We start from the raw sequence: 25,843 nt of genomic DNA, 5'->3' as shown, positions 1-25,843 counted from the left end.
ATCAGCGCCCCTGACTGGCGTCTACACGCAATAGCTTTTCCAGCAGGCGGAAGCCTTGTACCAGCACGAACGTCATCACGAGGTAGAACATACCGGCGGCGAAGAAAATTTCTACCGGCAAGTAAGTGCGGGCGATGATCGTGCGGGCCATGCCGGTCAACTCCAGCAGGGTGACGGTGCTGGCCAGTGCGCTGGCCTTGAGCATCAGGATGACTTCGTTGCTGTAGGCAGGCAGGCCGATACGTGCCGCGCGGGGCAGGACGATGTAGAACAATGCTTTCCATTTCGACATGCCCAGCGCCCGCGCAGCCTCGACTTCACCGACCGGCACGGCCTGAATGGCGCCGCGCAGGATTTCTGCGATGTAGGCGGCGGTGTGCAGGGTCATGGTGACAACCGCACACCAGAAAGGGTCACGCAGGTATGGCCACAGCGGCCCCTGACGCACCACGTCGAACTGCGCCAGGCCGTAGTAGACCAGAAACAGTTGCACCAGCAGCGGTGTGCCGCGGAAGAAAAAGATGTAGGCGTAGGGCAGGGCGCGTACCGGCCAGTGACGCGATGCACGGGCGATGCCCATCGGGATGGCGAGGATCAGCCCGGCGATGACGGCAATCGCCACCAGCTCAAGGGTCAGGGTCGCGCCCTGTGCCAGGCGTGGCAGCCACTTGATGATGACTTCCCAGTTCATGACGCGCTCCTCAGAAAGCCGCGACTGGCACGCTTCTCAAGGAAGTACATGCCGGCCATCGCCAGCACGGTCAGGCCCAGGTACATGAAGGCCGCGACCATGTAGAGGTGAACGCTTGCTTGGTGAAGCCCACGGCGATCTGCGCGTGGCGCATGATTTCTTCCAGGCCGATCACCGAGACCAGCGCGGTGTCTTTCATCAGAATCATGAACAGATTGCCCAGGCCGGGCAGGGCGATGCGCCACATCTGCGGCAGGACCAGTTTGAAGAGGATGCGCGAGCGTGACATGCCCAGCGCCAGCCCGGCTTCACGATGACCTTTGGGGATGGCCAGAATCGCGCCGCGAAACACTTCGGTCGCGTAGGCACCAAAGCAAATACCCAGGGCGATGACCCCGGCAGAGAAAGCGCTCAGGGCCAGGTCAGGAATGTCGAACAGTTTGCCCAGAGCGCGCATGCCGTTGACGGTGCCGAAGTAAATCAGCAACACCCAAAGCAGTTCGGGAATGCCGCGTACCAGGGTCGAGTATGTACTGCCCAGCCATTGCAGAGGCTTGTAGGGCGAGGTCTTGGCCAAGGCGCCGAGCAGTCCGAGTATCAGCCCCAGGCACAGGGCCGAGAGTGCAAGCTGGACCGTCATCAGCGCGCCAGCCGCAAGGGCCGGGCCGAATCCGTGGAGATCAATGTTCATGGGCAGGCTTTGTCAGGGCCGGTCGCCGCGCTTCGACAGGAAGCGGCGGCGACGCGGTCAGGTGAATCAGAGGATGCTGAAAGGGAAATACTTGTCGTTGATCTTCTTGTAGGTGCCATCAGCGATGATTTCTTTCAGGGCCGCGTTCAAGCGCTCGCGCAGGGCATCATCACCCTTGCGCACGGCGATGCCGATCTTGTCGTCTTCAACGACAGGCTCGCCCTTGAACTCGAAGTTCTGACCCGCTTCGCTTTTCAGCCACTCGAAGCTGACGTATTTGTCGGCCAGCATGGCGTCGACGCGACCGGAGGACAGGTCGAGGAAGGCGTTTTCCTGAGTGTCATAGAGCTTGACGTCCATGATCCCGAGCTTGTCTTCCAGCCAGGTGGCGGCCAGTGTCGATCGCTGTGCACCCACTGACTTGCCGGCAAGGCTTTCTTTGGCTTTTTCAGTGCTCGATACGTCGATCGAGGAAGTTTTCGGCGCGATGAATTGCAGCTTGTTCGAGTAATACGGGTTGGTGAAATCGACCACCTGCTTGCGCTCTTCGGTGATCGACAGCGACGAGATCAGGAAGTCGAACTTGTTGGCCATCAACGCCGGGATGATGCCGTCCCAGTCTGACGTCACCGCTTCGCACTCGACCTTCATCCTGGCGCACAGGGCCTGGCCGATTTCATAGTCAAAGCCCACCACCTGTCCACTCGCGTCCTTGTTGTTGAACGGCGGGTAGGCACCTTCGATGCCCATTTTCATTGTTTCAGCAAAGGCACTGCCGCTGAAGGCAAGGGTGGCCGCTGCGATCAGCAAGATCTTTTTGTACGACTGCATGGGTGTTGCTCCGTTAGCGGTGACTCGACATGAATTGTTTGCACCTTGCCGACAGCGGGTTTTCGAATACTTGCTGCGGTGTGCCCTGTTCTTCGACCATTCCCTGATGCAAAAACACCACTTCAGTTGATACCTGACGTGCAAAATTCATTTCGTGGGTCACCAGCAGCATGGTCCGGCCTTCTTCAGCCAGTGCGCGGATGACGCCGAGTACTTCCTGAACCATCTCCGGGTCGAGGGCCGAGGTCGGCTCGTCGAACAGAATGACCTTCGGCTGCATGGCCAGTGTACGCGCGATGGCGGCGCGCTGCTGTTGCCCGCCGGAGAGCTGCGCAGGGTAGGCATGGCGTTTGTCGGCGATACCCACCTTGGCCAGCAGCTCTTCAGCCACCTCGATGGCTTCGGCCTTGCTCTGGCCCAGAACGCGACGCGGGGCCTCGATGATGTTATCGAGCACGCTCATGTGCGGCCACAGGTTGAAGTTCTGAAATACGAAACCGATCTGGCTGCGCAAGCGGTTGATCTGCCGGTTATCGGCGGCAATCAGGTCGCCGTTGCGCGCAGCCTTGAGCTTCAACTCTTCACCGGCCACCAGAATCTGCCCCTGATGCGGGTTTTCCAGCAGGTTGATGCAGCGCAGCAGCGTGGACTTGCCGGAACCGGATGAGCCGAGGATCGATATGACATCGCCGTCGCGGGCGGTCAGCGAGATGCCTTTGAGCACCTCAAGCTGATCGTAGCGCTTGTGCAGGTTGCGGATTTCCAGGGCGGGCGTGGCCTCGGCCATGTGGGGTCCTCGTTGAAGTGTGCGCGCTGGCTGCCAGCGAACGCCAAGCTAGCACAGCGTTTAAAGGACAACCATCGACGTATTGTGTCGAGCGTGGAGGCGCTCGACGGGTTGTCTCATCCGGGCAGCGGACGGTCGCATGAAGGCAAGCACCATGCCCTGCAAAGCAGGGACGTGCGCGAAAAAGGCGCGATGTTGCCAGCTTTGGCCTGGTGTTGGAAGTAGCATTTGCTGAGTGGCGGTCTGATTTCTGCACCATGTTTGCGCTTTTAGGAAGGTTTGGGGCATTTTTGGTGCGTGCATGTAGACGAATCTGAGGCGTTTGGTAACAAGTCCTACAGGCTGCGTATAAAAGCCATCACCCTGCATGCTTCACAGGCTAAGCCACAGGCCTCGTATTCTCTAAGCGACGTCGTTTTCGAAATATTTTGGCGCAATTCTTGCGTCAATAATAAAGAACGGCACCGTAGCTTTCTTTTTACGTAACGCTTCGGTGTGCCTCGCTCGTCTTGCACAGGTGGTTTTATGAGCAGTACCGCTAACTCTTCCGAGCTCGAACAAGGGCTGAAACCGCGACACATTACGATGCTGTCGATTGCCGGCGTTATTGGTGCCGGTCTGTTCGTCGGCTCCGGCCACGCGATTGCCGAGGCAGGCCCTGCCGTGCTGCTGGCCTATGCCGCTGCGGGTACGCTGGTGGTGCTGGTGATGCGTATGCTGGCCGAAATGGCCGTTGCCTCGCCAGACACGGGTTCGTTCTCAACATACGCTGACCGCGCTATCGGGCACTGGGCCGGCTTCACCATCGGCTGGTTGTACTGGTGGTTCTGGGTGCTGGTGATCCCGCTGGAGGCCAATGCCGCCGCGACCATTTTGCATGCCTGGTTCCCGAACATCGCGATCTGGATGTTCACGCTGGTCATCACATTGCTGCTGACCGCGACCAACCTGTTCAGTGTGAAGAATTACGGCGAATTCGAGTTCTGGTTTGCGCTGATCAAGGTTGTGGCGATCATCGCGTTCGTGGTGCTGGGTGTTGCGGCAATTTTTGGCCTGCTGCCCACCAGTAACGTCAGTGGCGTGAGCCATCTGTTTGATACCGGTGGCTTCCTGCCAAACGGCATGGGCGCGGTGCTGGCGGCGATGTTGACCACCATGTTCTCGTTTATGGGCACCGAAATTGTGACCATCGCTGCGGCGGAGTCCAAGAACCCTGGCAAGCAGATCACCAAGGCCACCAACTCGGTGATCTGGCGGATCTTCCTGTTCTATCTGGTTTCGATCTTCATCGTTGTGTCGCTGGTGCCGTGGAACGACCCGCGCCTGGCCGAGGTAGGTTCGTATCAAACCGTGCTTGATGCGATGGGTATTCCGAACGCCAAGCTGATTGTCGATCTGGTGGTGCTGGTTGCTGTGACCAGCTGTCTGAACTCGGCGCTCTATACCGCATCACGCATGCTGTTCTCGCTCGGTAAGCGCGGCGATGCACCGGCATTGTCCAAGCGCACCAGCAAGGGCGGCACGCCTTACTGGGCAGTGATCATGTCGACTGCCGCGGCGTTCCTGACCGTGTTCGCTAACTACATCGCACCGGCTGCCGTGTTTGATTTCCTGCTGGCCAGTTCTGGTGCCATTGCCCTGCTGGTGTATCTGGTGATTGCCGTGTCGCAACTGCGGATGCGCCAGAAGCGCATTGCTGCAGGCGAGGCTATCGACTTCAAGATGTGGCTGTTCCCATGGCTGACGTGGGCGGTGATCGCGTTCATCGTTGCAGTGCTGACGATCATGTTGATCCAGGAAGAGCACCGTGTCGAAATCATCGCCACCGGCCTGCTAAGCCTGCTGGTGATCAGTGCTGGCCTGCTGGTTTCGCGCCGCCGCAAAGCCGGGCGTGTGGGCGCTGCTGCGCTGGGTTGATTGGCCGCTGACTATCGTGCTGACGCTCTGCGTCGGCACGGTCTCGATCAGCGTGCGGCCTTGGTGTCTCGTTTCATCAGCAGATCGGATGCCAGGGTGTAATCCTTCTGGAAGGCAGGGCTTTCGATCCATTCGATCGCCGTGTCTTCGTCTTCATCGTGGTACATGGCGCGGTACACGATCAGCAGACCCATCATGAAGTCCGTGGCAGGGTCTTCGTCCTCTTCGGAAACGACCAGTGCCAGCACCGGGTACTGCAGGAAGACGACGCACAGCGCCAGTTGGCTGATGGCTTCGGCGGCTTTCATGGCCACGAAGAGATCATCATAGTCGGCCGGGTCGAAGCCGTTCTCTACGATGTCTTTGAAGTCGAACGTGTTTAGATCAAGTTCGACGTCATCAAACGGCAGATTGACCAGCTCAGAGGCAAACACCGGGTGGACGAGGCTGGTTGTGCCCTTGCCCGAACGGTTCTGCTTGGCCTTGATTTTTGCGCGCTTGGCACGTTTTTGCTGCTTGTCTGGCGAGGCCATGAGCGGTCCTTTGGCTGGCGTGAAATGCGATGGCCGCTATTGAAGCGCAGACGGGCTGGATAACCAAGGCTTGGCCGTAATCTCTGGACAATAAAAAACCCGCAGGACGCGGGTTTTGATGTGCTGGGTGTTACACGATCGTCATCGCTTGCCCGGCTTTGCAAACGCTTCGGCTTCATCCATGCGCGTGGCGAACATGTTCACGGCCTCGACCGCATCGCTTGCGCCGTCGCGGATCTGCACGATGACCTGTCCGGCCTGATCGGCCAGTGTCACACCTCGAATGGCACCTTCCTGCGTGGCATCCATGCTCGCCACGGCTTCACGTGTTTCGGCGAGAATCTTGCCGATCATTTCGGCAATCTCGGTGGTAGAGCCGCTGGTACGTCCGGCCAGTTGCCGGACTTCGTCTGCCACCACGGCAAACCCGCGACCCTGATCACCCGCCCGTGCCGCTTCGATGGCAGCGTTGAGCGCCAGCAGGTTGGTTTGGTCGGCGATGCCGCGGATGGTATTGACGATGGCGGTGATCTGCTCGGAGCGATCGCCCAGTTGGCTCACCAGCTTCGCCGACGCGCCGATGTTTTCGGCAATCTGGCGCATTTCCCGAGCGGTTTCCTGAATGACCAGGGTTCCTTGTTCGGCCACTTTCTCGGTTTCTGCCGAGATATGGTAAGCACGCGACGCACCATGCGCATCGGCTTCCTGCTTTTCGACACGCTGGGTAATGTCACTGGCAAACTTGACGATCTTGTAGAGCTTGCCGTCGACATCAAAAACCGGGTTATACGTTGCTTCCAGCCAGACAACCCGGCCATGTTTGCCGAGGCGTTTGAACTGATCGCCAATGAACTCGCCCTGATTCAACTTGCGCCAGAATTCGGCATATTCCGGGCTGTTGACCAGTGCCGGTTCGCAGAACGATCTGTGGTGTTTACCTTTGATCTCGTTCAGTGCGTAACCCATGACGTTCAGGAAATTACTGTTGGCGGTTATCACATTGCCATTGGGCTCGAATTCGCAAACAGCCATGGCCCGGTCTACTGCTGCCAGCTTGCTGTTGGTCTCGTTTTCGAGCATTACGCGTTTGGTGACGTCCAGAGCATATTTGACCACCTTGAAGACTTTGCCCTGCGTATCGGTCACCGGGTTGTAGCTTGCCTCCAGCCAGACGCTACGGCCATTCTTGTCGATGCGCTTGAAGGTGCCGGAGATGAACTTGCCAGCCTTCAGAGACGCCCACAGGTCCGCGTATTCGCGGCTGCGGAGCATCTCCGGCTCGCAAAAGTCGCGGTGCGTCTTGCTGGCCAGCTCATCGGCCCGGTAGCCCATCGCTGCAAGGAAGTTATCGTTGGCACGAAGGATCTTGCCGTCGAGACCCAGCTCGACCACCGCCATTGATTTTTCCAGTGCGCTTGTCAGTCCTTTGAGTCCATCTACCTCGGCCTTCATGGCTGTCAGTTCAGCTTTGTTCTTGTTTCCGAACATAACCTGCCCCTTGGTGTGTTTGTGGACTTGCTGTGATTAGAGTATCGGCTCGAAAAGCTGCGACATGAACGAGTCATCGCAACAATCGACTGGATAAATGAAGAGATTTATTGGCGTCAAAAAAGTGCAGTTTTTGGTCAAAGAAAAATACATTGACTATAAGTGCACAGATATCTGGAAAAGCGGTCTGCCCGTCAAATTCCGGGCAAAGAAAAGCCCGCGATGGGGGGAGCGGGCTTAAGGATTCACACTTGGGAGCAGCTCTACAATGACGCGGCCGCTGTGAAAACTTTGTGAAGAGTATTCACTGTTTTCACTTTTTTTCCGGCTGGATGGTGTTGGTCACTTCGGACGTCGGCACGAAGGTCTTCGATTCTTCGGCAGCCGCTTCCTTGGACGCAGCTTTGTCCTTGGCCGCTTCGGTGTTCTCTTTGGCAGCCTCGTTCACTTTGTCCTGGGCAGACTCCATTTTCTCCTGGGATTTCTCCTGATGAGCCTGAGCGTCCTGTGCTTTCTGTTCGGATTTGCTGTCGCAGGCAGCCAGACCCAGAGTGGCGGCGATGATGAGGGCGGAGGCAGTAAACTTGAGCACGTAATTTTCCTTGTGGAAGCAAATGTATGGCTTCGATGGTGGGGAGGGAAAATTAGTTCAACGGGATGGGGGCGGCAGGGCTCTGGATGGCTGGTCTTGAGGGGCTCGAAGCTCTGGGCTTCCGCGCTGCGTAACGCATGTATGAGCATGCCTCTTCCAGGAGAAGGCCTCTCGCAGTCGATAACCGATTTTGGAGTTCAAGTATGGAGACCGTACGGATGACCGATCAAAAGGGCACCTTGACAAGCGCGCAGACTGAAGTGGGCACGTACACGAGACTGTCAGAAATTTTGTGTTCGGGCATAACATGTAGCTAGAGGTGCATGTATGCCGACCAAAAAGAAGTCCGCCAATGCAACAGCGAGGGAGTTGCCCTCGATTCCCCAAGAGCTGATCGAGCAGTTTGTTAAAGGCCCGATGAGCGCCGAAGCCATTCAAGACGCGTCCATGGCGTTCAAGAAGGCTCTGATCGAGCGTGCGCTAGGCGCCGAGCTGGGTCACCACCTTGGTTACCCTCAGGGCGCGGAGCGCCCTGAGGAGTCGACCAATCAGCGCAATGGCAAAAGCAGCAAGACGGTTCTGACCGACGACGGGCCGCTTCGCCTGGATATCCCCAGAGACCGCGATGGTAGCTTCGCCCCGATCCTGATTCCCAAGCACGAACGCCGTTTTACAGGCTTCGACGACAAGATAATTGCCATGTACGCCCGGGGCATGACGGTGCGTGAGATCCGCGCTTTTCTATCTGAGCAGTATGGAACTGACGTGTCCCATGACTTCATCAGCTCAGTCACCGATGCGGTCATGGAAGAGGTGGGCGCTTGGCAGCAACGACCCTTGGAACCGATGTATCCGGTGATCTTCTTCGATGCGTTACGGGTCAAAATCCGGGACGAGGGGTTAGTGTGCAACAAGGCTATTTATCTGGCGCTGGGGGTATTACCTGATGGCACGCGCGACATTCTGGGTATATGGATCGAGAGCACCGAGGGTGCCAAGTTTTGGATGAAGGTGTTCAACGACCTCAAGACTCGTGGCGTTGAAGATGTTCTGATCGCCGTCACGGATGGCCTCAAAGGAATACCGGAGGCGTTGGGGGCGGTTTTTCCTGCCACGACGCTGCAAACCTGCATCGTGCATCTGATCCGCAACAGCTTGGACTATGCCGCTTGGGATAAACGTCGGGCACTGGCCAAAGCACTCAAGCCGATCTACCAGGCGATCAATGCCGATGTGGCTGAGCAAGAGCTTAACGCCTTTGAAGCGGGCCCCTGGGGCAAGCAGTATCCGACTGTAGTTGCTGCATGGCGTCGCGCCTGGGATCGGGTTATACCGTTTTTTGTTTTTCCGGCGGGCATTCGCAAAGTGGTTTACACGACCAATGCCATCGAGAGCATCAATGCCCAGTTACGCAAGATCATCAAGACTCGAGGGCACTTCCCGACCGATGAGGCTGCGACGAAACTGATATGGCTTGGGTTGCGCAACATCACCGCCAACTGGGGTCATGCGGCACACGACTGGAAAGTGGCAATGAATCAATTTGCGATCCTGTACGGAGACCGATTTACCAGACCGAGCTGGTAAAACAAGGGCCTGCCTGACGGCAGGCCCTAACCAGCCCGAACACAAAAAAACTGATACTCCCACGTACACCAGCGACAGCCAACATATTCGCGACTTGATTCGTCGCGAACAGGCCCGGAGCGCAGACATCGAAGCCACCCGGCTTGCGCTGATGAAGGCGAGTCCAGCGGGGCGCCTCGTCCATTCAGCGTAGATGAATTCAAACGGAGAATGTTGAAGGCGAATGGCTGAGTATCGTTTCGCCCAGACAACAAAAAGCCCGCACGAGGCGGGCTTCTTGTGTGCTTTCAGGTGTGCTTGGCATCACCTGAAAACGAAAGGTGGTGCCCAGAGACGGAATCGAACCGCCGACACGGGGATTTTCAATCCCCTGCTCTACCGACTGAGCTATCTGGGCAACGGGGCGCATTAGACGTGTTTTTCAGGAGGTCGTCAAGCGTGTTTTTTAAAAAATTTGAATTATTACCGACGCTTACGACCTTCACTGCGTGAAACGCTTTATTTTTCGGGGGGTACGTAGCCTTCGGCCTGGGCGTATTCTTCGCCCGAGAGAAACTTGTCCATCTCGGTCTGGAGGAATTTCCGGTCTTCGGCGTTCATCATATTCAGGCGGCGCTCGTTGATCAGCAGGGTCTGGTGTTTCTGCCAGTCGGCCCAGGCTTTTTGCGAGACGTGGTTGAAAATGTCTTCGCCCTTGGCGCCAGGGTATGGGGCGCGTTCCAGGCCGGGCAGTTCTTCTTTGTACTTGCGGCACATTACGGTGCGGGTCATGACGACTCTCCTGCGTTCAATACGTCGGCTGCGCGTTTGAGCAGCTTTTTCACCGGGGCAGCTAGGCCCAGGCGTGGCGGGGTGGCGAGGTTATACCAGAGCCAGTCGGCCTCGGCCACGTGATCGGCGGACTCCTGGACCTTGACCAGCCAGGGTTCGATGCTCAACTGGAAGTGGCTGAAGGTGTGGATCAGCCCCGGCAATTCTTGATGCTCGCCCAATTGCAGTGCGTGTTGCGTGGCCAGGTGCTGCAGGTCATCGAAGTCATCCAGTTCCGGAAGGCTCCACAGGCCGCCCCACAAGCCGCTGGAAGGGCGACGATAAAGCAGAATCGCGCCTTCTTCGTTGGCGAGCATCGGCATGAGCGTGCGTTTCTGCGGCACCGTCTTGCGCGGCTTGGGGATCGGGTAACGGGTTTCCAGGCCGAGCATGTGCGCCTCGCAACTGCGTTCCAGCGGGCAGAGCAGGCAGCTGGGTTTGCTGCGGGTGCAGAGCGTGGCACCGAGGTCCATCATGGCCTGGGTATAGTTGTTGACCCGGCTGTGCGGTGTGAAGCGTTCAGCTGTGGCCCATAGCTGTTTGGCCACCTTGGGTTCGCCGGGGTAGCCCTCTTGCGCGGTAAAGCGCGCCAGCACGCGTTTGACGTTGCCGTCGAGGATCGGCGCGCGAAGACCCATGCTCAGGCTGGCGATTGCGCCTGCGGTGGATAGACCGATACCGGGCAGCAGGATGAGTTTTTCGACGTCGCGGGGAAACTCGCCATCGTGATCGGCAACCACGATTTTTGCGGTCTTCTGCAAGTTGCGGGCGCGGGTGTAGTAGCCCAGCCCGGTCCATAGGTGCAGCACTTCGTCTTCCGGTGCCTCAGCCAGCGCCTGCACGGTCGGCAGGGCCTCCATGAAGCGGTCGAAGTAATTCAGAACGGTGCTGACCTGGGTCTGCTGCAGCATGATTTCCGATACCCAGACCCGATACGGCGTGATGTCTTGTTGCCAGGGCAGGTCATGTCGGCCATGACGGTCGTACCAGTCCAGCACGGCGCTGGAGAATTGTTCGGGTTGCATGGCCTGAAGGGCTCTCGTCGTCGGGATATGAGTCGGGATAGGAAAGGGTGCGCCAGTGGAGCGCCGCGAGGGCGCTCCTGAGCTGTTCACATGGCTCTAGCGCTTGAACAATCCCTTGAGGGCGTCCTTGAGTTCGGGGCTGACCTTGTCACCGAGTTTTTCATTCAGCTTGTCCTCAAGCTTCTCGCTGATCCGTTCGCCCGCCAGCCTGGCAGCGATCTGGCCCACGCCTTCCTTGTCCAGGCGGCAGGCTTTGGCACCCAGTTCCAGCGGGCCGCGGCACTGCACCGGCCACTCGATGCCGACAAAGCGCGGATTAATCTCGCAGGCCGGGTCCGGCATGTCGCTCTTGTCGCCTTCGACGATGATGCCGACGCGGTAATTCATGCCCAGTACGCGCAGATCGACGTCGCCGTTACCGTTGACGGCCATGCCCGGCGTACGAACCTTGAGGTCCGGATTGCTGGCCACGCCGTTGCGTATCACCAGATTGCCGTTGAGCTGCTGGAAAGGAGTGTCCTTGGCGCGTGGTTCGCCGCTAAGCGTCTTGCGGTTGAGGATCGAAATACCCTTGCACAGCTGCTGCTCCAGGTTGGCATTGACCAGTACGCCGTTATTGAGCGCAAAGCTGGCGGTGCCGTTCAGGCTGTCGATCAGGGCTTTTTCGCTGTTGCCTGTGCCGGTCAGGCTGCTGTCTAGGTTCAGCAGGCCACGCACTGGCGGCGTCTGGCCCTGGCTTTCCAGAATGCGTTCGACCGGTACTTTGGCAATGCGCGTCTGTACCGTGGCCACAGGCGTGTCCGGACGCGCGTCCAGATTGCCCTTGACCTCGAAGTTGCCGTTGTACAGGTCGCCACTCAACGTATCGACCTTGATGACGCCACCACTGGCCTGGGTCTTGAACGCTGCGTTGTCGATGGGCAGTTTGTTCAGGGTCAGTTTGCCGAAGCTCAGGTCAGCTTCGACATCCAGCGTACGCAAGCGCTCCAGCGGCAGCAGCCTGGCAGTGCTCCAGGCGGCCTTGGTCGGTTGTTCGGGCAGCGGTGAATCGCCCGCAGCAGCGGCGGCCTCACCGGACTGAACCTCGGATTTGCGCGCGGCCTTGGCACCTTTGCTTTCTTCGCTCTCAGCCGGACGATAGCGGTCGGCGTCGAAGGTATCGCCCTTGAGCTGGACACGCAGCGCCTGCTTGGCGAAGTCGTCCACGGCGATCCGACCCGTGAAGGTGCTGTCGTCGACTTTCAGATTGAGGTTTTCCAGCGCAAGGCTGGTGGGCGTGCCGGCGAGGCGTGTGACCATTTCAACCTTGCTCAGCGCGCCCTCGGACATGGCGGGCAATGGCTGGCCGATGTTTTCGAAGAAGGTGCGCAGGTCGAGCTGGGCGATGGACAGACCGCCGCTGATCTGTGGCGTTTTATCCAGATCACGGGCACGCAGTTCGCCCAGTGCACGCAACTGGTTGGCTGACACTTTGAGGCTGTTCCATTCGGCGATATTGGCGGCAAGGTCTACCAGCAGCTGGCCCTGCGCCGAGAAAGTGACGGTCTTGCCCTGCAGCGGCTCGCCTGCGACTTCGCCGGACAAGCGCATGTCTTCGAATTGATAGCGCTTGAGTACGCGGTCCATGCGCAGTTCGCCGACCAGTTCAGTCTTGGCGCGCACGACGGGCTGGTTGGTGCTCAGGAACGCCGTCAGTTTGATCGGGATGTCGGATGTTTCACGAATTGGTCCGGTGCTCAGTTGAATGCTCTCGGCCGTGAAGGTTCGGCCTTTGCGGGCATCGCTGTAATCCACGCGGGCGTTGTTGACAGTCAGGCTGTCGATATCCAGCCGGATGGGCTGGGAAGGGCGATCGGCCTTGGGCGCGTCCGGGGCTGGTGCAGGAGCCGGTTCGCCAGGCGCTGCGGTGGTTGCGACAGCGGGCTTGCCGATGTCCTCCCAGTTGCCATGACCGTTTTCGTCACGGTGCAGGGCCAGGTTAAGGCCTTCGACGCGGATGTCACTCATCTGCACCTGACGACGAAGCAGCGGCAGGACACGTACGGACAGGCCGAGCATCTGCACATCGGCAAACGGCTGATCGGGGGCGGTCAGGGTGGCGACATGGGCGTCGTGCAATTCCAGGCCGAGCCAGGGGAACAGGCTCCAGCCGATATCACCGTTGAGCGTCAGCTCGACGTTGGCCTTGTCGCGTGCCAGCTGGCGAATCTCGTCTTTGTAGTCGTTGGGATCAAACAGGTGGGTCAGGGCGAAGCCGAGAGCCACGATGATCAGCAACAGCCCGAGAATAAACAGCCCCAGGATTTTGCCGAACGCTTTCATGGGCGAGTCCTTGTGTCGATATTCAAAAATAGCCCGTGAGTATACCGCTCTGACGCGCGTACCGGGCTGCGGATGCCTTTATTGCTGTCCGGTCTCCGGTTTGAGGTAGCAGCGCTCCTCTCGACCCTACAGCTACATAGCTTTTTTGCCTCAACTAAGGTTCTGACAGGCTTTTCCTTATCATTTAATTGATTGCATCTATGGCGTCATAGAGCGCGCGGATTAACCGATAAAATAGATAATAAAAAGCATGTAACGAGATGCTTATTTGCTATCAGACAGTGATAGTCTCCGTTTTTGCTGGCTCAGGTGCGTCTTTTTGTCACGTATCTGAACAACCTGCCGATAAAACAGACATGGCCGCTCGGCATAGAGTCTGTGGCGGACCAGCGGACCATCTGCGAGCTTCACACATTGGGGTAATTATAATGAGCACAAGCACAGCCTTGGGCGGCGACGCCGTTCAGCCTGCGTTCTTGTCCAAAGAGCGCATTATCGCCAAGCCCGGTTTCAACCGTTGGCTTGTTCCACCAGCAGCATTGGCCATCCATCTTTGTATCGGTATGGCTTACGGTTTCTCGGTGTTCTGGTTGCCGTTGTCCAAGGCCGTGGGTATTACTGCACCCGTCGCCTGTACTCCGGACATGGGTTTCTTCGCGCAGATGTTCGCGTCGACCTGTGACTGGCAGATCTCCATGCTGGGCTGGATCTACACCCTGTTCTTCATTTTTCTGGGTTGCTCGGCTGCCATCTGGGGTGGCTGGCTGGAGCACGCAGGTCCACGCAAGGCCGGTGTTGTTTCTGCCCTGTGCTGGTGTGGCGGTCTGCTGATTTCCGCGTTGGGCATTTATACCCACCAGATCTGGCTGATGTGGCTGGGCTCGGGGGTTATCGGCGGCATTGGTCTGGGGCTGGGCTATATCTCCCCCGTTTCGACCCTGATCAAGTGGTTCCCGGACAAGCGCGGCATGGCGACCGGTATGGCGATCATGGGCTTTGGCGGCGGCGCGATGGTGGGTGCACCGCTGGCTACGGCTCTGATGGGTCACTTCGCTTCGGCTGAAAGCGTGGGCGTATGGCAGAGCTTCGTGGTGATGGCGGTGATTTACTTCATCTTCATGATCGGCGGTGCACTGGGCTACCGCGTTCCGCCAACCGGCTGGAAACCTGAAGGCTGGACCGCTCCGGCTGCCAAGGCCAAGAACTCGATGATCACCAACCGTCACGTGCACGTCAGCGTGGCCTGGAAGACACCGCAGTTCCGTCTGGTCTGGCTGGTGCTGTGCCTGAACGTATCGGCCGGTATCGGCATCCTGGGCATGGCTTCGCCGCTGTTGCAGGAAGTGTTCGCCGGCAAACTGCTGGGCGTCGATCTGACCTTCAGCCAGCTCAATGCCGACCAACTGAAAGCCATTGCTGCGATTGCAGCCGGCTTCACGGGTCTGTTGAGTCTGTTCAACATCGGCGGTCGTTTCTTCTGGGCTTCGTGTTCGGACTTCATCGGTCGCAAGGCAACCTACTTCGTATTCTTCGCACTGGGCTTCCTGCTTTATGCGTCGGTTCCGACCCTGAGCCACATGGGTAGCATCGCCCTGTTCGTGGCCGCGTTCTGCATCGTGCTGTCGATGTACGGTGGCGGTTTCGCGACGGTTCCGGCTTATCTGGCTGACCTGTTCGGTACGCAGATGGTCGGCGCGATCCACGGTCGTCTGCTGACTGCCTGGGCTGCGGCCGGTGTGCTCGGTCCGGTATTGGTCAACTACCTGCGTGAGTACCAACTCGCCCACGGTGTTGCACGTGCCGATGCCTACGACATCACCTTGTACATCCTCTCGGGTCTGCTGGTGCTGGGCTTTATCTGCAACCTGCTGATTCGTCCGGTTGCCGACAAGTACTTCATGACCGACGCCGAGCTGGCGGCTGAACAAGCCATCGGTCACGACAAGGGTGCCAATGCCACGACTTCGCTGGAGTGGAAAGCATCCGCAGGCAGTAAGCCGCTGGTCATCGCCGCCTGGCTGGCCGTAGGCATCCCGCTGGCGTGGGGCGTCTGGATTACCCTGCAAAAAACCGCAGTGCTGTTCCACTAAAAGCCTGTAGGTAACAGATAAGCGCTTGCACTTAGGTGCAGGCGCTTTTTTTTGTGCGCAGAATTCTTGTTCCACGCACTCTGAATCGGACGCAGAGCGTCCCACTATAGTTGAGGCTATCGTTCCACACGCTCCAGTGTGGGAATGCCGTTCGTGACGCTCTGCGTCACCTATCTGCGGCTCAATGTGTTTGATGCACTGCCCGTTCCCCCGCAGACGCTGCTACATTAGCAACCCCTGTTTTTATTGCCTGTAGGAGTTGTTTGCATGCTAGCCCACGTGGAGTCATACGCTGGTGATCCGATCCTTTCCCTGATGGAAACCTTTGGCAAGGATTCCCGTGCGGACAAGGTCAATCTGAGCATCGGCTTGTATTACGACGCGCAGGGCCGTATCCCTCAGCTGGCATGCGTAGCAACGGCACAACAGCAACTGGCCCAGGGCGAGCAGGAGGCTTCTGTCTATCTGCCGATGGAAGGCCTGGCGGCTTATCGGCATGCAGTGCAGACCCTGTTGTTCGGGGCGGATCACCCGCTTGTGCAGGCAGGACGCGTGGCGACCATCCAGACCGTGGGCGGCTCCGGCGCGCTGAAAGTAGGTGCCGACTTCCTCAAGTATGCCTTCCCGGACTCGCAGGTCTGGGTCAGCGATCCGACCTGGGAAAACCACAACGCGCTGTTCGGTGGTGCGGGCTTCAAGGTCAACAGCTACCCGTATTTCGACGCGCAGACTGGCGGGGTCAGGTTCGAGGCCATGCTCGATACGGTGCAGCGCCTGCCTGCGCAGAGCATCCTTTTGCTGCACCCTTGCTGCCACAACCCGACAGGTGCCGATCTGACAGTCGAGCAATGGGACCGGTTGATCGAGGTTATCAAGGATCGTCAGCTCATCGCGTTTCTGGATATTGCCTATCAGGGCTTTGGCAAAGGCATTGATGAGGATGCCTATGCCATCCGCGCAATGGCCAACGCAGGTGTTACAACGCTGGTCAGTAACTCGTTCTCGAAAATCTTCTCGCTGTACGGCGAGCGGGTCGGCGGGCTGTCGGTCGTCTGCGAAGACACCGCGTCGGCTGCCAACGTATTCGGCCAGCTGAAGGCCACTGTACGTCGCAACTACTCCAGCCCGCCTGCGCATGGCGCCTTTCTGGTTTCAAAAGTGCTCAACACGCCGCACCTGCGCGAGCAGTGGCTGAGCGAAGTCGAGGCCATGCGCGTGCGCATCATCGACATGCGCACGCGGCTGGTTGAGGTGCTGGCGCAGAAGGTTTCCGGACGTGATTTCAGCTTTATCCTCAGGCAGAGCGGGATGTTCAGCTATACCGGTCTGACGCCACAGCAGGTCGATGAACTGAAAGACGTTCACGGCATTTACATGCTGCGCAGTGGCCGGGTGTGCATGGCGGGCCTGAATGAAGGCAATATCGACAAGGTATGTAACGCAATCGCGAGCCTCTTCACCCACTAAATGCCCTGCTGGTCGTCTGTTTGCTTCATGGCGGGCGCATCTGGGCCTATAATGCTCGCCTTTTTTCGCCCAATGATTTTGCGGAGCTGGTGATGGCCGAACGTAAGGCGTACGTCGAGCGTAATACTCTGGAAACCCAGATCAAAGCCTCGATCAACCTGGATGGCACCGGAAAGGCCCGATTCGATATCGGTGTGCCTTTTCTTGAGCACATGCTCGACCAGATCGCCCGGCACGGGCTGATCGACCTGGACATCGAGTGCAAGGGTGACCTGGCAATCGATGATCACCATACGGTGGAAGACGTCGGTATCACCGTGGGGCAGGCGTTCAGCCAGGCCATCGGCGACAAGAAAGGCATTCGTCGTTACGGCCACGCCTATGTGCCGCTCGACGAAGCGCTGTCGCGCGTGGTCATCGACTTTTCGGGTCGTCCGGGCCTGCAGATGCATGTGCCGTATACCCGTGCCACGGTGGGTGGCTTTGATGTGGACCTGTTTCAGGAGTTCTTCCAGGGCTTCGTCAACCACGCGAACGTGACGCTGCACATCGACAACCTGCGTGGCACCAACACTCACCACCAGATCGAGACCGTGTTCAAGGCTTTCGGTCGCGCGCTGCGCATGGCGGTCGAGCTGGATGAGCGCATGGCCGGGCAAATGCCATCCACCAAGGGTGTGCTCTGATGCAGACGGTTGCGGTCATCGATTACGGTATGGGCAACCTGCACTCTGTCGCCAAGGCGCTTGAGCACGTAGGCGCAGGCCGTGTGCTGATTACCAGTGACGCCAAGGTGATTCGCGAAGCCGACCGTGTGGTGTTTCCGGGTGTGGGCGCGATTCGCGACTGTATGGCCGAGATCCGCCGTCTGGGCTTTGATTCGCTGGTCAGGGAAGTCAGCCAGGACCGTCCGTTTCTCGGCATCTGCGTCGGCATGCAGGCGTTGCTCGACAGAAGTGAAGAGAGCGGCGGCGTGGATTGCATCGGTCTGTTTCCCGGCCAGGTGAAGTTTTTCGGCAAGGACCTGTATGAAGAAGGCGAGCACCTGAAAGTGCCGCACATGGGCTGGAATCAGGTCGCTCAGGCGGTGGATCACCCGCTGTGGCATGACATTCCGGACCTGGCGCGTTTCTACTTCGTGCACAGTTTCTACATCGATGCCGCCAATCAGCGTCAGGTGGTCGGGCGCGGTCACTATGGCCTCGACTTTGCCGCCGCGCTGGCCGACGGTTCGCGCTTCGCCGTGCAATTTCACCCGGAAAAGAGCCACACCCACGGCCTGCAATTGCTGCAGAACTTCGCTGCCTGGGATGGTCGCTGGTAATCGTATGAGCAAAACCAAGAGCAAGCCGCCGATTCTGACCCTTTCGCCCGAGCATGAGCAGCAGGCGATCGACAAGCTCAAGCGCCTGTTCGCAGAGCGCTTCGAGCTGGAGCTGGGTACGTTTGAAGTGGCTGAGGTACTGGAATTATTCACCCGCGAGATTGCCCCGCATTACTACAATCGCGCTATTTTCGATGTTCAGCAGCAGCTCAAGGAGCGGTTCGAGAGCATCGAAAGCGACCTCTGGGCGCTCGAAAAGAATTGAATAGAAGCAGCTTTGAGCTTCAGGCTTCAAGCCGCAAGAATCAGTGAGTACGCATACTTGCAGCTAATCGCTTGCAGCTTGCCGCTCTTTTTGACCAAGGAATAAGCATGCTGATTATCCCCGCTATCGACCTCAAAGACGGTGCCTGTGTACGTCTGCGTCAGGGCCGGATGGAAGATTCCACGGTGTTCTCCGATGACCCGGTGGCCATGGCTGCCAAGTGGGTCGACGGTGGTTGCCGCCGTCTGCATCTGGTCGATCTGAACGGTGCGTTCGAAGGACAGCCGGTCAACGGTGATGTGGTCACGGCCATTGCCAGACGCTACCCGAACCTGCCGATCCAGATTGGTGGCGGCATCCGTTCGCTGGAAACCATCGAGCACTACGTCAAGGCAGGCGTGAGCTACGTCATCATTGGCACCAAGGCAGTCAAAGAGCCCGAGTTCGTGGCTGAAGCCTGCCGCGCGTTCCCTGGCAAGGTGATCGTCGGTCTGGATGCCAAGGACGGTTTCGTCGCCACCGATGGCTGGGCTGAAGTCAGCTCGGTTCAGGTCATTGATCTGGCCAAGCGTTTTGAAGCCGATGGCGTGTCTGCCATTGTCTACACCGACATCGCCAAAGACGGCATGATGCAGGGCTGCAACATCCCGTTCACCGCCGCGCTGGCGGCGGCTACGCGGATCCCGGTGATTGCTTCGGGTGGCATTCATAACCTGGGCGACATTCAGGCGCTGTTGAATGCGAAGGCTCCGGGCATCATCGGCGCAATCACCGGTCGTGCGATCTACGAAGGTACGCTGGATGTGGCCGAAGCCCAGGCGCTCTGCGACCGCGAACAACGCTGAATAGCTGGAGACTGACCCTGTGGCCCTAGCCAAACGCATCATCCCTTGCCTGGACGTCGACAACGGTCGAGTGGTCAAGGGTGTCAAGTTCGAGAACATCCGGGATGCAGGCGATCCGGTGGAAATTGCTCGTCGTTACGATGAGCAGGGTGCCGACGAAATTACTTTTCTCGACATCACTGCCAGCGTCGATGGCCGTGACACCACGCTGCACACCGTCGAGCGCATGGCCAGTCAGGTGTTCATTCCGCTGACTGTCGGTGGCGGCGTGCGTACCGTGCAGGACATCCGCAACCTGCTCAATGCGGGCGCGGACAAGGTGTCGATCAACACGGCAGCGGTGTTCAACCCTGAGTTTGTCGGTGAAGCCGCCGCTCGTTTCGGGTCGCAGTGCATTGTGGTCGCTATTGATGCCAAGAAGGTCTCCGGCCCGGGTGAAACCCCGCGCTGGGAAATCTTCACCCACGGTGGACGCAAACCCACCGGGCTGGACGCGGTGCTCTGGGCGAAAAAGATGGAAGACCTGGGGGCTGGCGAGATCCTGTTGACCAGCATGGACCAGGACGGCATGAAGAACGGCTTCGACCTGGGCGTCACCCGCGCCATCAGTGATGCGCTGGGCATCCCGGTGATTGCTTCCGGTGGTGTCGGCAACCTTGAGCATCTGGCCGCCGGCGTCATCGAAGGCCACGCCAGTGCCGTGCTGGCGGCGAGTATTTTCCACTTTGGCGAATACACCGTTCCCGAAGCAAAGGCTTATATGGCCAGTCGCGGGATTGTGGTGCGCTGAGTCGCTGCGCATCAAAGCGGGCGTCGCTTGTTTCAGACCATGGGTTTGAAGCAGTCGGCGCTCGCTCTGTTTCAGCCCTGTGGCATTCGAGTATTACCTGTAAGCGACATCGCCGGACAGCGCGCTAGACAGTGCGCCGGGTTCGCGGCACTCTGCATGCGTCAGTCACGATCGAGTGCCGGAACATGTTCAAACGTCTATTTCTCGCACTGATCGGTGTCGGCTTGTTGCTGAATGAAACTGCGCGAGCCAGCGACTCAACGCCTTATTCCATGGTGTTGCTCACCGAGAATTTCCCGCCGTTCAACATGGCGGTCGATGGCAAGAATTTCGCGCAGGAAAACAACATCGACGGTATTGCCGCTGAAGTGGTGCGCGAGATGTTCAAGCGCGCAAACATTGGTTACAGCATGACCCTGCGTTTTCCGTGGGATCGGGTTTACAAGCTTGCCCTCGACAAGCCCGGCTATGGTGTGTTCTCCACCACTCGCCTGCCTGAGCGCGAAAAACTGTTCAAATGGGTAGGTCCGGTAGGCTCCTATGACTGGATCATGCTCGCCCGCGGCGACAGCCCCATCACGTTAACGTCGCTTGAGCAGGCAAAGAACTACAGGATTGGTGCCTATAAAGGCGACGCCATCGGTGAGCGTCTGAACGCGATGGGCCTTAACCCGATTTTGATGCTGCGTGACCGGGACAACGTGAAAAAGCTCGACAATGGTCAGATCGATCTGTGGGCCGTGGGCGATCCGGTTGGCCGCTATCTGGCGAAACTGGAAGGGGTCTCGGGGTTCAAGACCGCGCTGCGTTTCAACAGCGCCGAACTTTACCTGGCAGTCAACAAGAGCACGCCTGACGACGTTGTGGCTCGCCTGCAGAAAGCCCTCGACCAGATGCGCGCCGAGGGTTGGGTCGACGCCGTCAAGGCGCGCTATCAGTAATCGCTCAACCTGCTGCGGGAAGGGTGTCTTCACGTACGTTGGAGGGCTGCCCATTGATGTCATGGGCGTAAGTGCAGATCTTCAACGGCAGTAGTGTCTGGCGGGCCCACCTTGACCGTGTAATGGTCGATCAGGCGATGCTCGTACGACCAACTGACCGATAATGCGCCTAACCGGTTTTTCCCAATAACCACCTGTGGCTCGGGCGTCGGTCCCGCCGGTTGCAGCTCTATGGCAAGCGCAAGCGGCTGGATGCCGTCATTGAAAACCGTGTCTTGCTCTCCGTTGTGGAGACCTCACCCTTTAAGCCGGAATTGATCGGGTTATCAAGGCTGAAACGGCGCGGGACATGGAAAACAGACCTTGCCTACTTTGCGTGCGGAACGTGCTGACTCGGTTTTGGCGGGATCGACGGTAAAATCCGTCAGCGTCATTTCGGGAAAGGCGAGCGCAGATTGGCGAAAGCCAATTATATGCAATTAAGAGCTATTTATATGCAGCATAAGTGTTGCCCACGCTACATAAGTGTTGCTTATTGATGTTGCCGAAACGGTAGGATTCAAGCAATGAAGTGCAACGAGTTTCGGCGATGATTGCAGGCTCAAGGCGTTGAGTTCAGGGCGGCCAAGGGTAGTCATTTCAAGGTTACCTGAATGGTAAGGCAACCATCTTTGCAGACCATGGAAGCAAAGAAATGCACGAAGGGTTACGCAAGTCGATCATCAAGCAGCTCGGCCTTAAGGATTGACGTCGAGCTGCTCCACTACAGGTGAGACCTTATGTATCAATATCCATTGGATCTACATCGGGAGCCGACAGGTGTTTGGCTGTCGTGTCCAGACATTCCCGAAATGAGCGCCTCTGGCGACACCCTGCCTGAAGCATTGAGCGAAGCTCTTGACGGCATGGAATCGGCTCTATCGCTCTACGTCGATCAGCGTCGCAAGATTCCCCAAGCCTCAGTCGTACCCGGCCATGAACTGTTGATGCGTTTGCCTGCGCTGACGGTTGCCAAAATCATGCTATGGAACAGCTTGTTGGAAGAGGGCGTTAGCCGTGCTGAGCTGGCGCGTCGCCTCGGTTGCACGCGGCAAGTGGTGGATCGGCTTGTGGACTTTCTGCATGCCTCGAAAATCGAGCAGGTGGAGCGAGCGCTGGCTGAGCTTGGTCGGCGTATTACGTTGAGCATTGAGCGGGCCGCTTGATGTGTAACACCTCCTTTGAAAGACCAGCTGACGGACGTTTCGTCGTTCGCAGGCTCAGCGATACACCCCATTCTTGCCATGCGCCGCACTCGCCTGATTGCCGCGTTCGCTGATCATGCTGCGCAGGTCGATCCATTCGACGCCCTGATCCTTGAGTTTGGGCAACTCGCGTTCCAGTACGTCCAGCGTGACAGGGTAGGGGTGACCGATGACCACTGCCGAGCCATGCTTGCGGGCGATTTTGATGGCTGACTGCAATTGTCGGTTGATGGCTTCGGCCGTGCGCTCGTCGTCCAGAAACACGTCGCGTGAGACGCTTGCGAGGCCGATGCGCTGAGCCTCTGCGGCTGCCACGGTTTTCGCGCTGGTGCGGCTGTCCACGAAAAACAGATGACGTCGTTGCAGTTCGGCCATCAACCAGGCCATCGCGACCGGTTCGGCGGTCATCCGGCTGCCCATGTGGTTATTGATGCCGGCTGCATAAGGCACTTTCAGCAGCGCCGCATTGAGACGGCTTTCCAGTTCAGGCAAGGGCAGTTCGGGATGCCAGGCGTAAGGCCCGGTCGCCGGGTCCATCGGCATGTGCAGCATGACCGTCTTGCCTGCGCGGTGAGCCTCGCGGGCAAATTCGGTGGCGTGTGGAGTGTCAGGCATGATCGCCAGCGTTACCGGCCCGGGGAGCGCCAGTGTACGGCTATCCCGCGCCGGGTTCTGACCCAGGTCGTCGATGATCAGGCTGAGATAGGCCTTCGGCGGCTTGCCGTTGTCTTCGGCTGGCGCTGCATGGGCAGCGCCAGTGATCGAGAGTGTCAGCAGTAACAGAGCGAGAACGCGCATCCGTCAATTGCCGCGGGTGATACTCAGCCCTTTCAGAAGACTGAGCGCCTGGCTGAGCTGGAAGTCATCATCCTGCGGACGCGCCTTGGCTGCTGCGCCACCCTTGACGGTCGGCTTGTCGGCACCGCCGTTGCCATTGCCCAGGTGACCCATCAAGTCGGCTTCCTTGTAGTTCTCGCCGTCTGCTTCGCTGGTGACCTTGGCCCGACGTACCACGATGTCTGGGTTGATGCCCTGCGCCTGGATCGAGCGACCGTTCGGCGTGTAATACAACGCTGTGGTGATCTTCAGAGCGCGATCGTTGTTTAACGGCAGAACGGTTTGCACCGAGCCTTTGCCGAAGGTGTCGGTGCCCATCAGAATCCCGCGTTTCTGGTCTTGCAGGGCTCCGGCGACGATTTCCGACGCAGAAGCGCTGCCGCCGTTGATCAACACCACCAGCGGTACGCCTTCGCTGGCGTCTGCCGGGTCTGCCGAGAAACGCAGTTCGGAGTTGGCGATACGGCCTTTGGTGTAGACGATCAGGCCTTTGGTGAGGAAGTGGTCCGCCACCTGCACAGCCGATTGCAGCACGCCGCCGGGGTTGTTGCGCAGGTCGAGAATCAGGCCGCTCATCTTCTTGCCGTTGTCCTTGCGGAATTTGGCCAGCGCCTTGCCGACTTCGTCCCCGGTCTTGACCTGGAACTGGGTGATGCGGATATAGCCGTAGCCGTTCTCGAGCATCTGCGCCTTGACGCTCTTGACCTGAATGGTCGCCCGCGCCAGCGTCACATCAAACGGCGTACCGCCATCGCGCACCAGTGTCAGGGTGATCTTCTCGCCGATTTTGCCGCGCATCTTGTCGACCGCTTCCTGCATGTTCTGGCCCTGGGTCGGCGTGCCATTGATCTTCACGATCAGGTCGCCTGCCTCAATGCCAGCCTTGGAAGCAGGTGTGTCGTCGATGGGTGAAACCACCTTGACGAACCCGTCTTCAACGCCCACTTCGATGCCCAGTCCACCGAACTCGCCGCTGGTGCTTTCCTGCAGCTCCTGGAAATCTTCCGGGCCCAGGTAGGCGGAGTGTGGATCAAGGTTGCTGAGCATGCCCTTGATGGCGTTTTCCAGCAGAGTCTTGTCGTCCACTGGCTCGACATAGGCCGCCTTGACCCGATCCATGACCTCGGCAAAGGTGCGCAGCTCGTCAAGCGGCAGCGGCGGCTTGGCGTTGGCATTGGGCTTGGCGGGCGAGACTGCTGCAGGCGTGGCTGGCGCGGTCTTTTCGGCAGCTTGCGCCAAAGGCGCGCCAATATCGATGGCAATTGCCAGGGCCAGCGAGGTGAGGCGGGACAAATGCAGCATGTCTAACGAACTCCTACAGATATTGACGCCGGCTTATCCTTGAGTGCGGCACCATTGGGCTGGATCGCTGGGGCGACCCTGCTGACGAATAGCAAAGTACAACGCTGCCGTGTCCTGACCGCCACTATTGCCGACCGTGGAAATCGCTTCACCGGCTTTTACAATGTCACCTGCCGACTTGAGCAGGCTCTGGTTATGCCCATACAGGGTGAGATAACCGTTGCCATGGTCGAGAATGACCAGAAGCCCGGCACCACGCAACCAGTCGGCGAACACCACTCGTCCGCCATGCACTGCATGTACCTGGCTTCCGGCTGCGGCGCTGATCATGACGCCGTCCCATTTGGTTCGCTCGTCATCACCGCGGGCTTCACCGAAACGCGCAAGCAGTCGACCATCAATAGGCCATGGAAGTTTTCCCCGGGCCTCTGCAAAAGGTCCGCCGTAGGAAACTCCGGCACTGGAAACGACTGCGCCGGGGGCTTTGACCGGGCGACGCGGTGTGGGTTCATCAGCGCTTTTACTGCTGCTGGTGCTGTTGTTGCGGGCGACGGCCTCAGCTTCGCGCTGACGTTTCTCTTCGGCCTCGCGAGCGGCGACCAGCGCCTTCTGGCGAGCCTCTTCAGCTTCACGTGCCTGTCGGGCCAGGGTTTCTTCGATGGTCTTGAGAACCTTGGCCAGGTCGGCCTGATCCTGCTGACGGGCCTGCAGTTTCTGATCGCGGGCCTTGTAGTCCTGATTCAGCTTGGCCAGTGCCTGCTGACGCTCCTGGCGCACCTTGGCCAGTTCTTCGCTCTGGCTGTCCAGGTTGCTCTTCTGCACCAGCAACTGTGCCTGTTGCAGATCGATGTCTTTTTCGACATTGGCCAGCTGGCGCAGGGTTTCATTGAAGTTGCGTAGCTGCTCCAGGCGCGCCTGGCTCAGGTAATCGTAATACGTGAGGGTTCGGGCAAACTTCTCGGGGTGCTGCTGATTGAGCAACAGCTTGAGGTATTCCTGGCGGCCACTCTGATAGGCGGCGCGGGCCTGGATAGCAATCAGGCGTTGCTGTTCAACGCGGGCACTATTCAGTTTCTTTTTTTCACTGTCGAGCTTTTGCAGCTCGGTTTCCGTCTTTTTTAGTTCCTTTTGCAGGACCTCGACCTGCTTTTCCAACTTGCCCATTTCGGTTTCGGTGGTGCGCAGGTCCTTCTGGACGCCTGCACGTTCTTCCTGAAGCTTGCCCAGGACTTTTTGCAGCTCCGTCACATCCTGACGCGCAGCATCTATCTGTTTTTGGGTTTGCACACGCTCGTCTTCGGCAAACGCCGGATTGAGCAGGCAGATCAGAGCAAGGGCAATCAAGGCGCGAAGCATGTGGGTGGGCGATACCGAGGAATTGTGAGAAAAAATGTCAGGCTTAGTATGCCCGCCATGCGCTGCAAAAAAAACGCCCCGCAGCCACTGCTTTAGGGCTTGAAACAT

Annotated in this window: 23 protein-coding genes, 1 tRNA gene and 4 pseudogenes; 13 read left to right on the top strand and 15 right to left on the bottom strand. The window is 58.5% G+C overall.

The annotated features are described in order from the left end of the window. Position 1: 1 nt before the first annotated feature. From FFH21_RS26585 to FFH21_RS26570, 4 genes and pseudogenes are all read right to left on the bottom strand, one after another. Positions 2–691, bottom strand: a complete 690-nt coding sequence (locus FFH21_RS26585) for an ABC transporter permease (protein ID WP_002555785.1) — start codon at positions 689–691, stop codon at positions 2–4. Continuing rightward, a pseudogene (locus FFH21_RS26580) lies at positions 688–1,382 on the bottom strand (ABC transporter permease). Before FFH21_RS26580 ends, FFH21_RS26585 begins: the two are co-directional and overlap by 4 nt. Before the next feature lie 66 nt (positions 1,383–1,448). Further along, positions 1,449–2,213 carry an ABC transporter substrate-binding protein gene (locus FFH21_RS26575; protein ID WP_011169805.1) on the bottom strand — a complete coding sequence of 255 codons (765 nt, stop codon included), beginning with the start codon at positions 2,211–2,213 and terminating at the stop codon, positions 1,449–1,451. Between the two features lie 13 nt (positions 2,214–2,226). Continuing rightward, the gene (locus FFH21_RS26570) at positions 2,227–3,000 is read right to left on the bottom strand and encodes an ABC transporter ATP-binding protein (RefSeq protein ID WP_011169804.1); all 774 of its coding nucleotides are present in this window, start codon (positions 2,998–3,000) and stop codon (positions 2,227–2,229) included. A gap of 525 nt (positions 3,001–3,525) precedes the next feature. Here FFH21_RS26570 and gabP point away from each other — a divergent pair. After that, positions 3,526–4,917, top strand: coding sequence for a GABA permease (gene gabP / locus FFH21_RS26560; protein WP_004663235.1), 1,392 nt, complete (start codon positions 3,526–3,528; stop codon positions 4,915–4,917). 47 nt (positions 4,918–4,964) lie between these two features. Here the strand turns inward: gabP and FFH21_RS26555 are convergent, their stop codons facing one another. The 3 genes from FFH21_RS26555 to FFH21_RS26545 all read right to left on the bottom strand — a co-directional run bounded on the left by FFH21_RS26555 (position 4,965) and on the right by FFH21_RS26545 (position 7,530). Further along, a complete protein-coding gene (locus FFH21_RS26555; protein WP_004655099.1) occupies positions 4,965–5,450 on the bottom strand; it encodes a hypothetical protein in 486 nt (161 codons plus the stop codon). Between the two features lie 141 nt (positions 5,451–5,591). Next, entirely contained in the window at positions 5,592–6,938 is a 1,347-nt protein-coding gene (locus tag FFH21_RS30895; RefSeq protein WP_004663222.1) for a PAS domain-containing methyl-accepting chemotaxis protein, read from the bottom strand. 313 nt (positions 6,939–7,251) lie between these two features. Then, on the bottom strand, positions 7,252–7,530 hold the full coding sequence (locus FFH21_RS26545; RefSeq protein WP_004655093.1) for a hypothetical protein: 279 nt from the start codon (positions 7,528–7,530) through the stop codon (positions 7,252–7,254). A gap of 327 nt (positions 7,531–7,857) precedes the next feature. Between FFH21_RS26545 and FFH21_RS26540 the strand changes: the two genes are divergently transcribed. Beyond that, positions 7,858–9,117, top strand: coding sequence for an IS256-like element ISPsy17 family transposase (locus FFH21_RS26540; protein WP_004666928.1), 1,260 nt, complete (start codon positions 7,858–7,860; stop codon positions 9,115–9,117). A 13-nt stretch (positions 9,118–9,130) separates the two neighbouring features. Then, positions 9,131–9,348 (top strand): annotated as a pseudogene (locus FFH21_RS30710) (type II toxin-antitoxin system ParD family antitoxin). 90 nt (positions 9,349–9,438) lie between these two features. Here the strand turns inward: FFH21_RS30710 and FFH21_RS26530 are convergent. From FFH21_RS26530 to FFH21_RS26515, 4 genes are all read right to left on the bottom strand, one after another. Further along, positions 9,439–9,514: transfer RNA gene (locus FFH21_RS26530), tRNA-Phe, on the bottom strand. A gap of 101 nt (positions 9,515–9,615) precedes the next feature. Next, positions 9,616–9,888 carry an oxidative damage protection protein gene (locus tag FFH21_RS26525; protein ID WP_002555777.1) on the bottom strand — a complete coding sequence of 91 codons (273 nt, stop codon included), beginning with the start codon at positions 9,886–9,888 and terminating at the stop codon, positions 9,616–9,618. Then, entirely contained in the window at positions 9,885–10,952 is a 1,068-nt protein-coding gene (gene mutY, locus FFH21_RS26520; protein WP_004655089.1) for an A/G-specific adenine glycosylase, read from the bottom strand. The genes FFH21_RS26525 and mutY overlap by 4 nt, the downstream gene beginning before the upstream one ends. Before the next feature lie 96 nt (positions 10,953–11,048). Further along, the gene (locus FFH21_RS26515) at positions 11,049–13,274 is read right to left on the bottom strand and encodes an AsmA family protein (protein WP_011169802.1); all 2,226 of its coding nucleotides are present in this window, start codon (positions 13,272–13,274) and stop codon (positions 11,049–11,051) included. Positions 13,275–13,702: 428 nt separating this feature from the next. On the opposite strand from FFH21_RS26515, the gene FFH21_RS26510 reads away from it, so the two are divergent. The 8 genes from FFH21_RS26510 to FFH21_RS26470 all read left to right on the top strand — a co-directional run bounded on the left by FFH21_RS26510 (position 13,703) and on the right by FFH21_RS26470 (position 20,996). Then, complete coding sequence (locus tag FFH21_RS26510) at positions 13,703–15,364, top strand: OFA family MFS transporter (protein ID WP_002555774.1); 1,662 nt, start codon at positions 13,703–13,705, stop codon at positions 15,362–15,364. Between the two features lie 267 nt (positions 15,365–15,631). Continuing rightward, entirely contained in the window at positions 15,632–16,831 is a 1,200-nt protein-coding gene (locus FFH21_RS26500; protein ID WP_011169800.1) for an amino acid aminotransferase, read from the top strand. Between the two features lie 92 nt (positions 16,832–16,923). Then, positions 16,924–17,517 carry an imidazoleglycerol-phosphate dehydratase HisB gene (gene hisB, locus FFH21_RS26495; protein ID WP_002551454.1) on the top strand — a complete coding sequence of 198 codons (594 nt, stop codon included), beginning with the start codon at positions 16,924–16,926 and terminating at the stop codon, positions 17,515–17,517. After that, positions 17,517–18,155, top strand: a complete 639-nt coding sequence (hisH, locus tag FFH21_RS26490) for an imidazole glycerol phosphate synthase subunit HisH (RefSeq protein ID WP_002551455.1) — start codon at positions 17,517–17,519, stop codon at positions 18,153–18,155. The genes hisB and hisH overlap by 1 nt, the downstream gene beginning before the upstream one ends. A 4-nt stretch (positions 18,156–18,159) precedes the next feature. Then, a complete protein-coding gene (locus FFH21_RS26485) occupies positions 18,160–18,420 on the top strand; it encodes a DUF2164 domain-containing protein (protein ID WP_002551456.1) in 261 nt (86 codons plus the stop codon). Between the two features lie 107 nt (positions 18,421–18,527). Next, complete coding sequence (gene hisA, locus FFH21_RS26480) at positions 18,528–19,265, top strand: 1-(5-phosphoribosyl)-5-[(5-phosphoribosylamino)methylideneamino]imidazole-4-carboxamide isomerase (RefSeq protein WP_002551457.1); 738 nt, start codon at positions 18,528–18,530, stop codon at positions 19,263–19,265. 19 nt (positions 19,266–19,284) lie between these two features. Then, the gene (gene hisF, locus FFH21_RS26475) at positions 19,285–20,055 is read left to right on the top strand and encodes an imidazole glycerol phosphate synthase subunit HisF (protein ID WP_002551458.1); all 771 of its coding nucleotides are present in this window, start codon (positions 19,285–19,287) and stop codon (positions 20,053–20,055) included. 185 nt (positions 20,056–20,240) lie between these two features. Next, positions 20,241–20,996 (top strand): ABC transporter substrate-binding protein, encoded by a 756-nt coding sequence (locus FFH21_RS26470; RefSeq protein ID WP_004663214.1) that lies wholly within the window; start codon positions 20,241–20,243, stop codon positions 20,994–20,996. Positions 20,997–21,000: 4 nt separating this feature from the next. Here FFH21_RS26470 and FFH21_RS26465 read toward each other — a convergent pair. After that, positions 21,001–21,241, bottom strand: a pseudogene (locus FFH21_RS26465) (serine protease); the annotation flags it as partial. Positions 21,242–21,589: 348 nt separating this feature from the next. On the opposite strand from FFH21_RS26465, the pseudogene FFH21_RS30705 reads away from it, so the two are divergent. Together FFH21_RS30705 and FFH21_RS26455 are read left to right on the top strand one after the other, a co-directional pair. After that, positions 21,590–21,744 (top strand): annotated as a pseudogene (locus tag FFH21_RS30705) (type II toxin-antitoxin system HicA family toxin). A gap of 31 nt (positions 21,745–21,775) precedes the next feature. Next, positions 21,776–22,201, top strand: a complete 426-nt coding sequence (locus FFH21_RS26455) for a type II toxin-antitoxin system HicB family antitoxin (protein WP_011169797.1) — start codon at positions 21,776–21,778, stop codon at positions 22,199–22,201. 54 nt (positions 22,202–22,255) lie between these two features. On the opposite strand, the gene FFH21_RS26450 is transcribed toward FFH21_RS26455, so the two are convergent. From FFH21_RS26450 to FFH21_RS26440, 3 genes are read right to left on the bottom strand one after another with little or no spacing between them, the layout of a single operon-like run. Further along, positions 22,256–23,038 carry a divergent polysaccharide deacetylase family protein gene (locus tag FFH21_RS26450; protein WP_004655075.1) on the bottom strand — a complete coding sequence of 261 codons (783 nt, stop codon included), beginning with the start codon at positions 23,036–23,038 and terminating at the stop codon, positions 22,256–22,258. Between the two features lie 3 nt (positions 23,039–23,041). Next, a complete protein-coding gene (locus FFH21_RS26445) occupies positions 23,042–24,379 on the bottom strand; it encodes a S41 family peptidase (protein WP_054073188.1) in 1,338 nt (445 codons plus the stop codon). Between the two features lie 33 nt (positions 24,380–24,412). Beyond that, positions 24,413–25,735 (bottom strand): murein hydrolase activator EnvC, encoded by a 1,323-nt coding sequence (locus tag FFH21_RS26440; RefSeq protein ID WP_029240926.1) that lies wholly within the window; start codon positions 25,733–25,735, stop codon positions 24,413–24,415. Positions 25,736–25,843 lie beyond the last annotated feature (108 nt).

It is taken from the genome of Pseudomonas sp. KBS0707, assembly GCF_005937945.2.
Taxonomy (GTDB): domain Bacteria; phylum Pseudomonadota; class Gammaproteobacteria; order Pseudomonadales; family Pseudomonadaceae; genus Aquipseudomonas; species Aquipseudomonas amygdali.
This window is presented reverse-complemented; position numbering and strand designations above follow the sequence as displayed.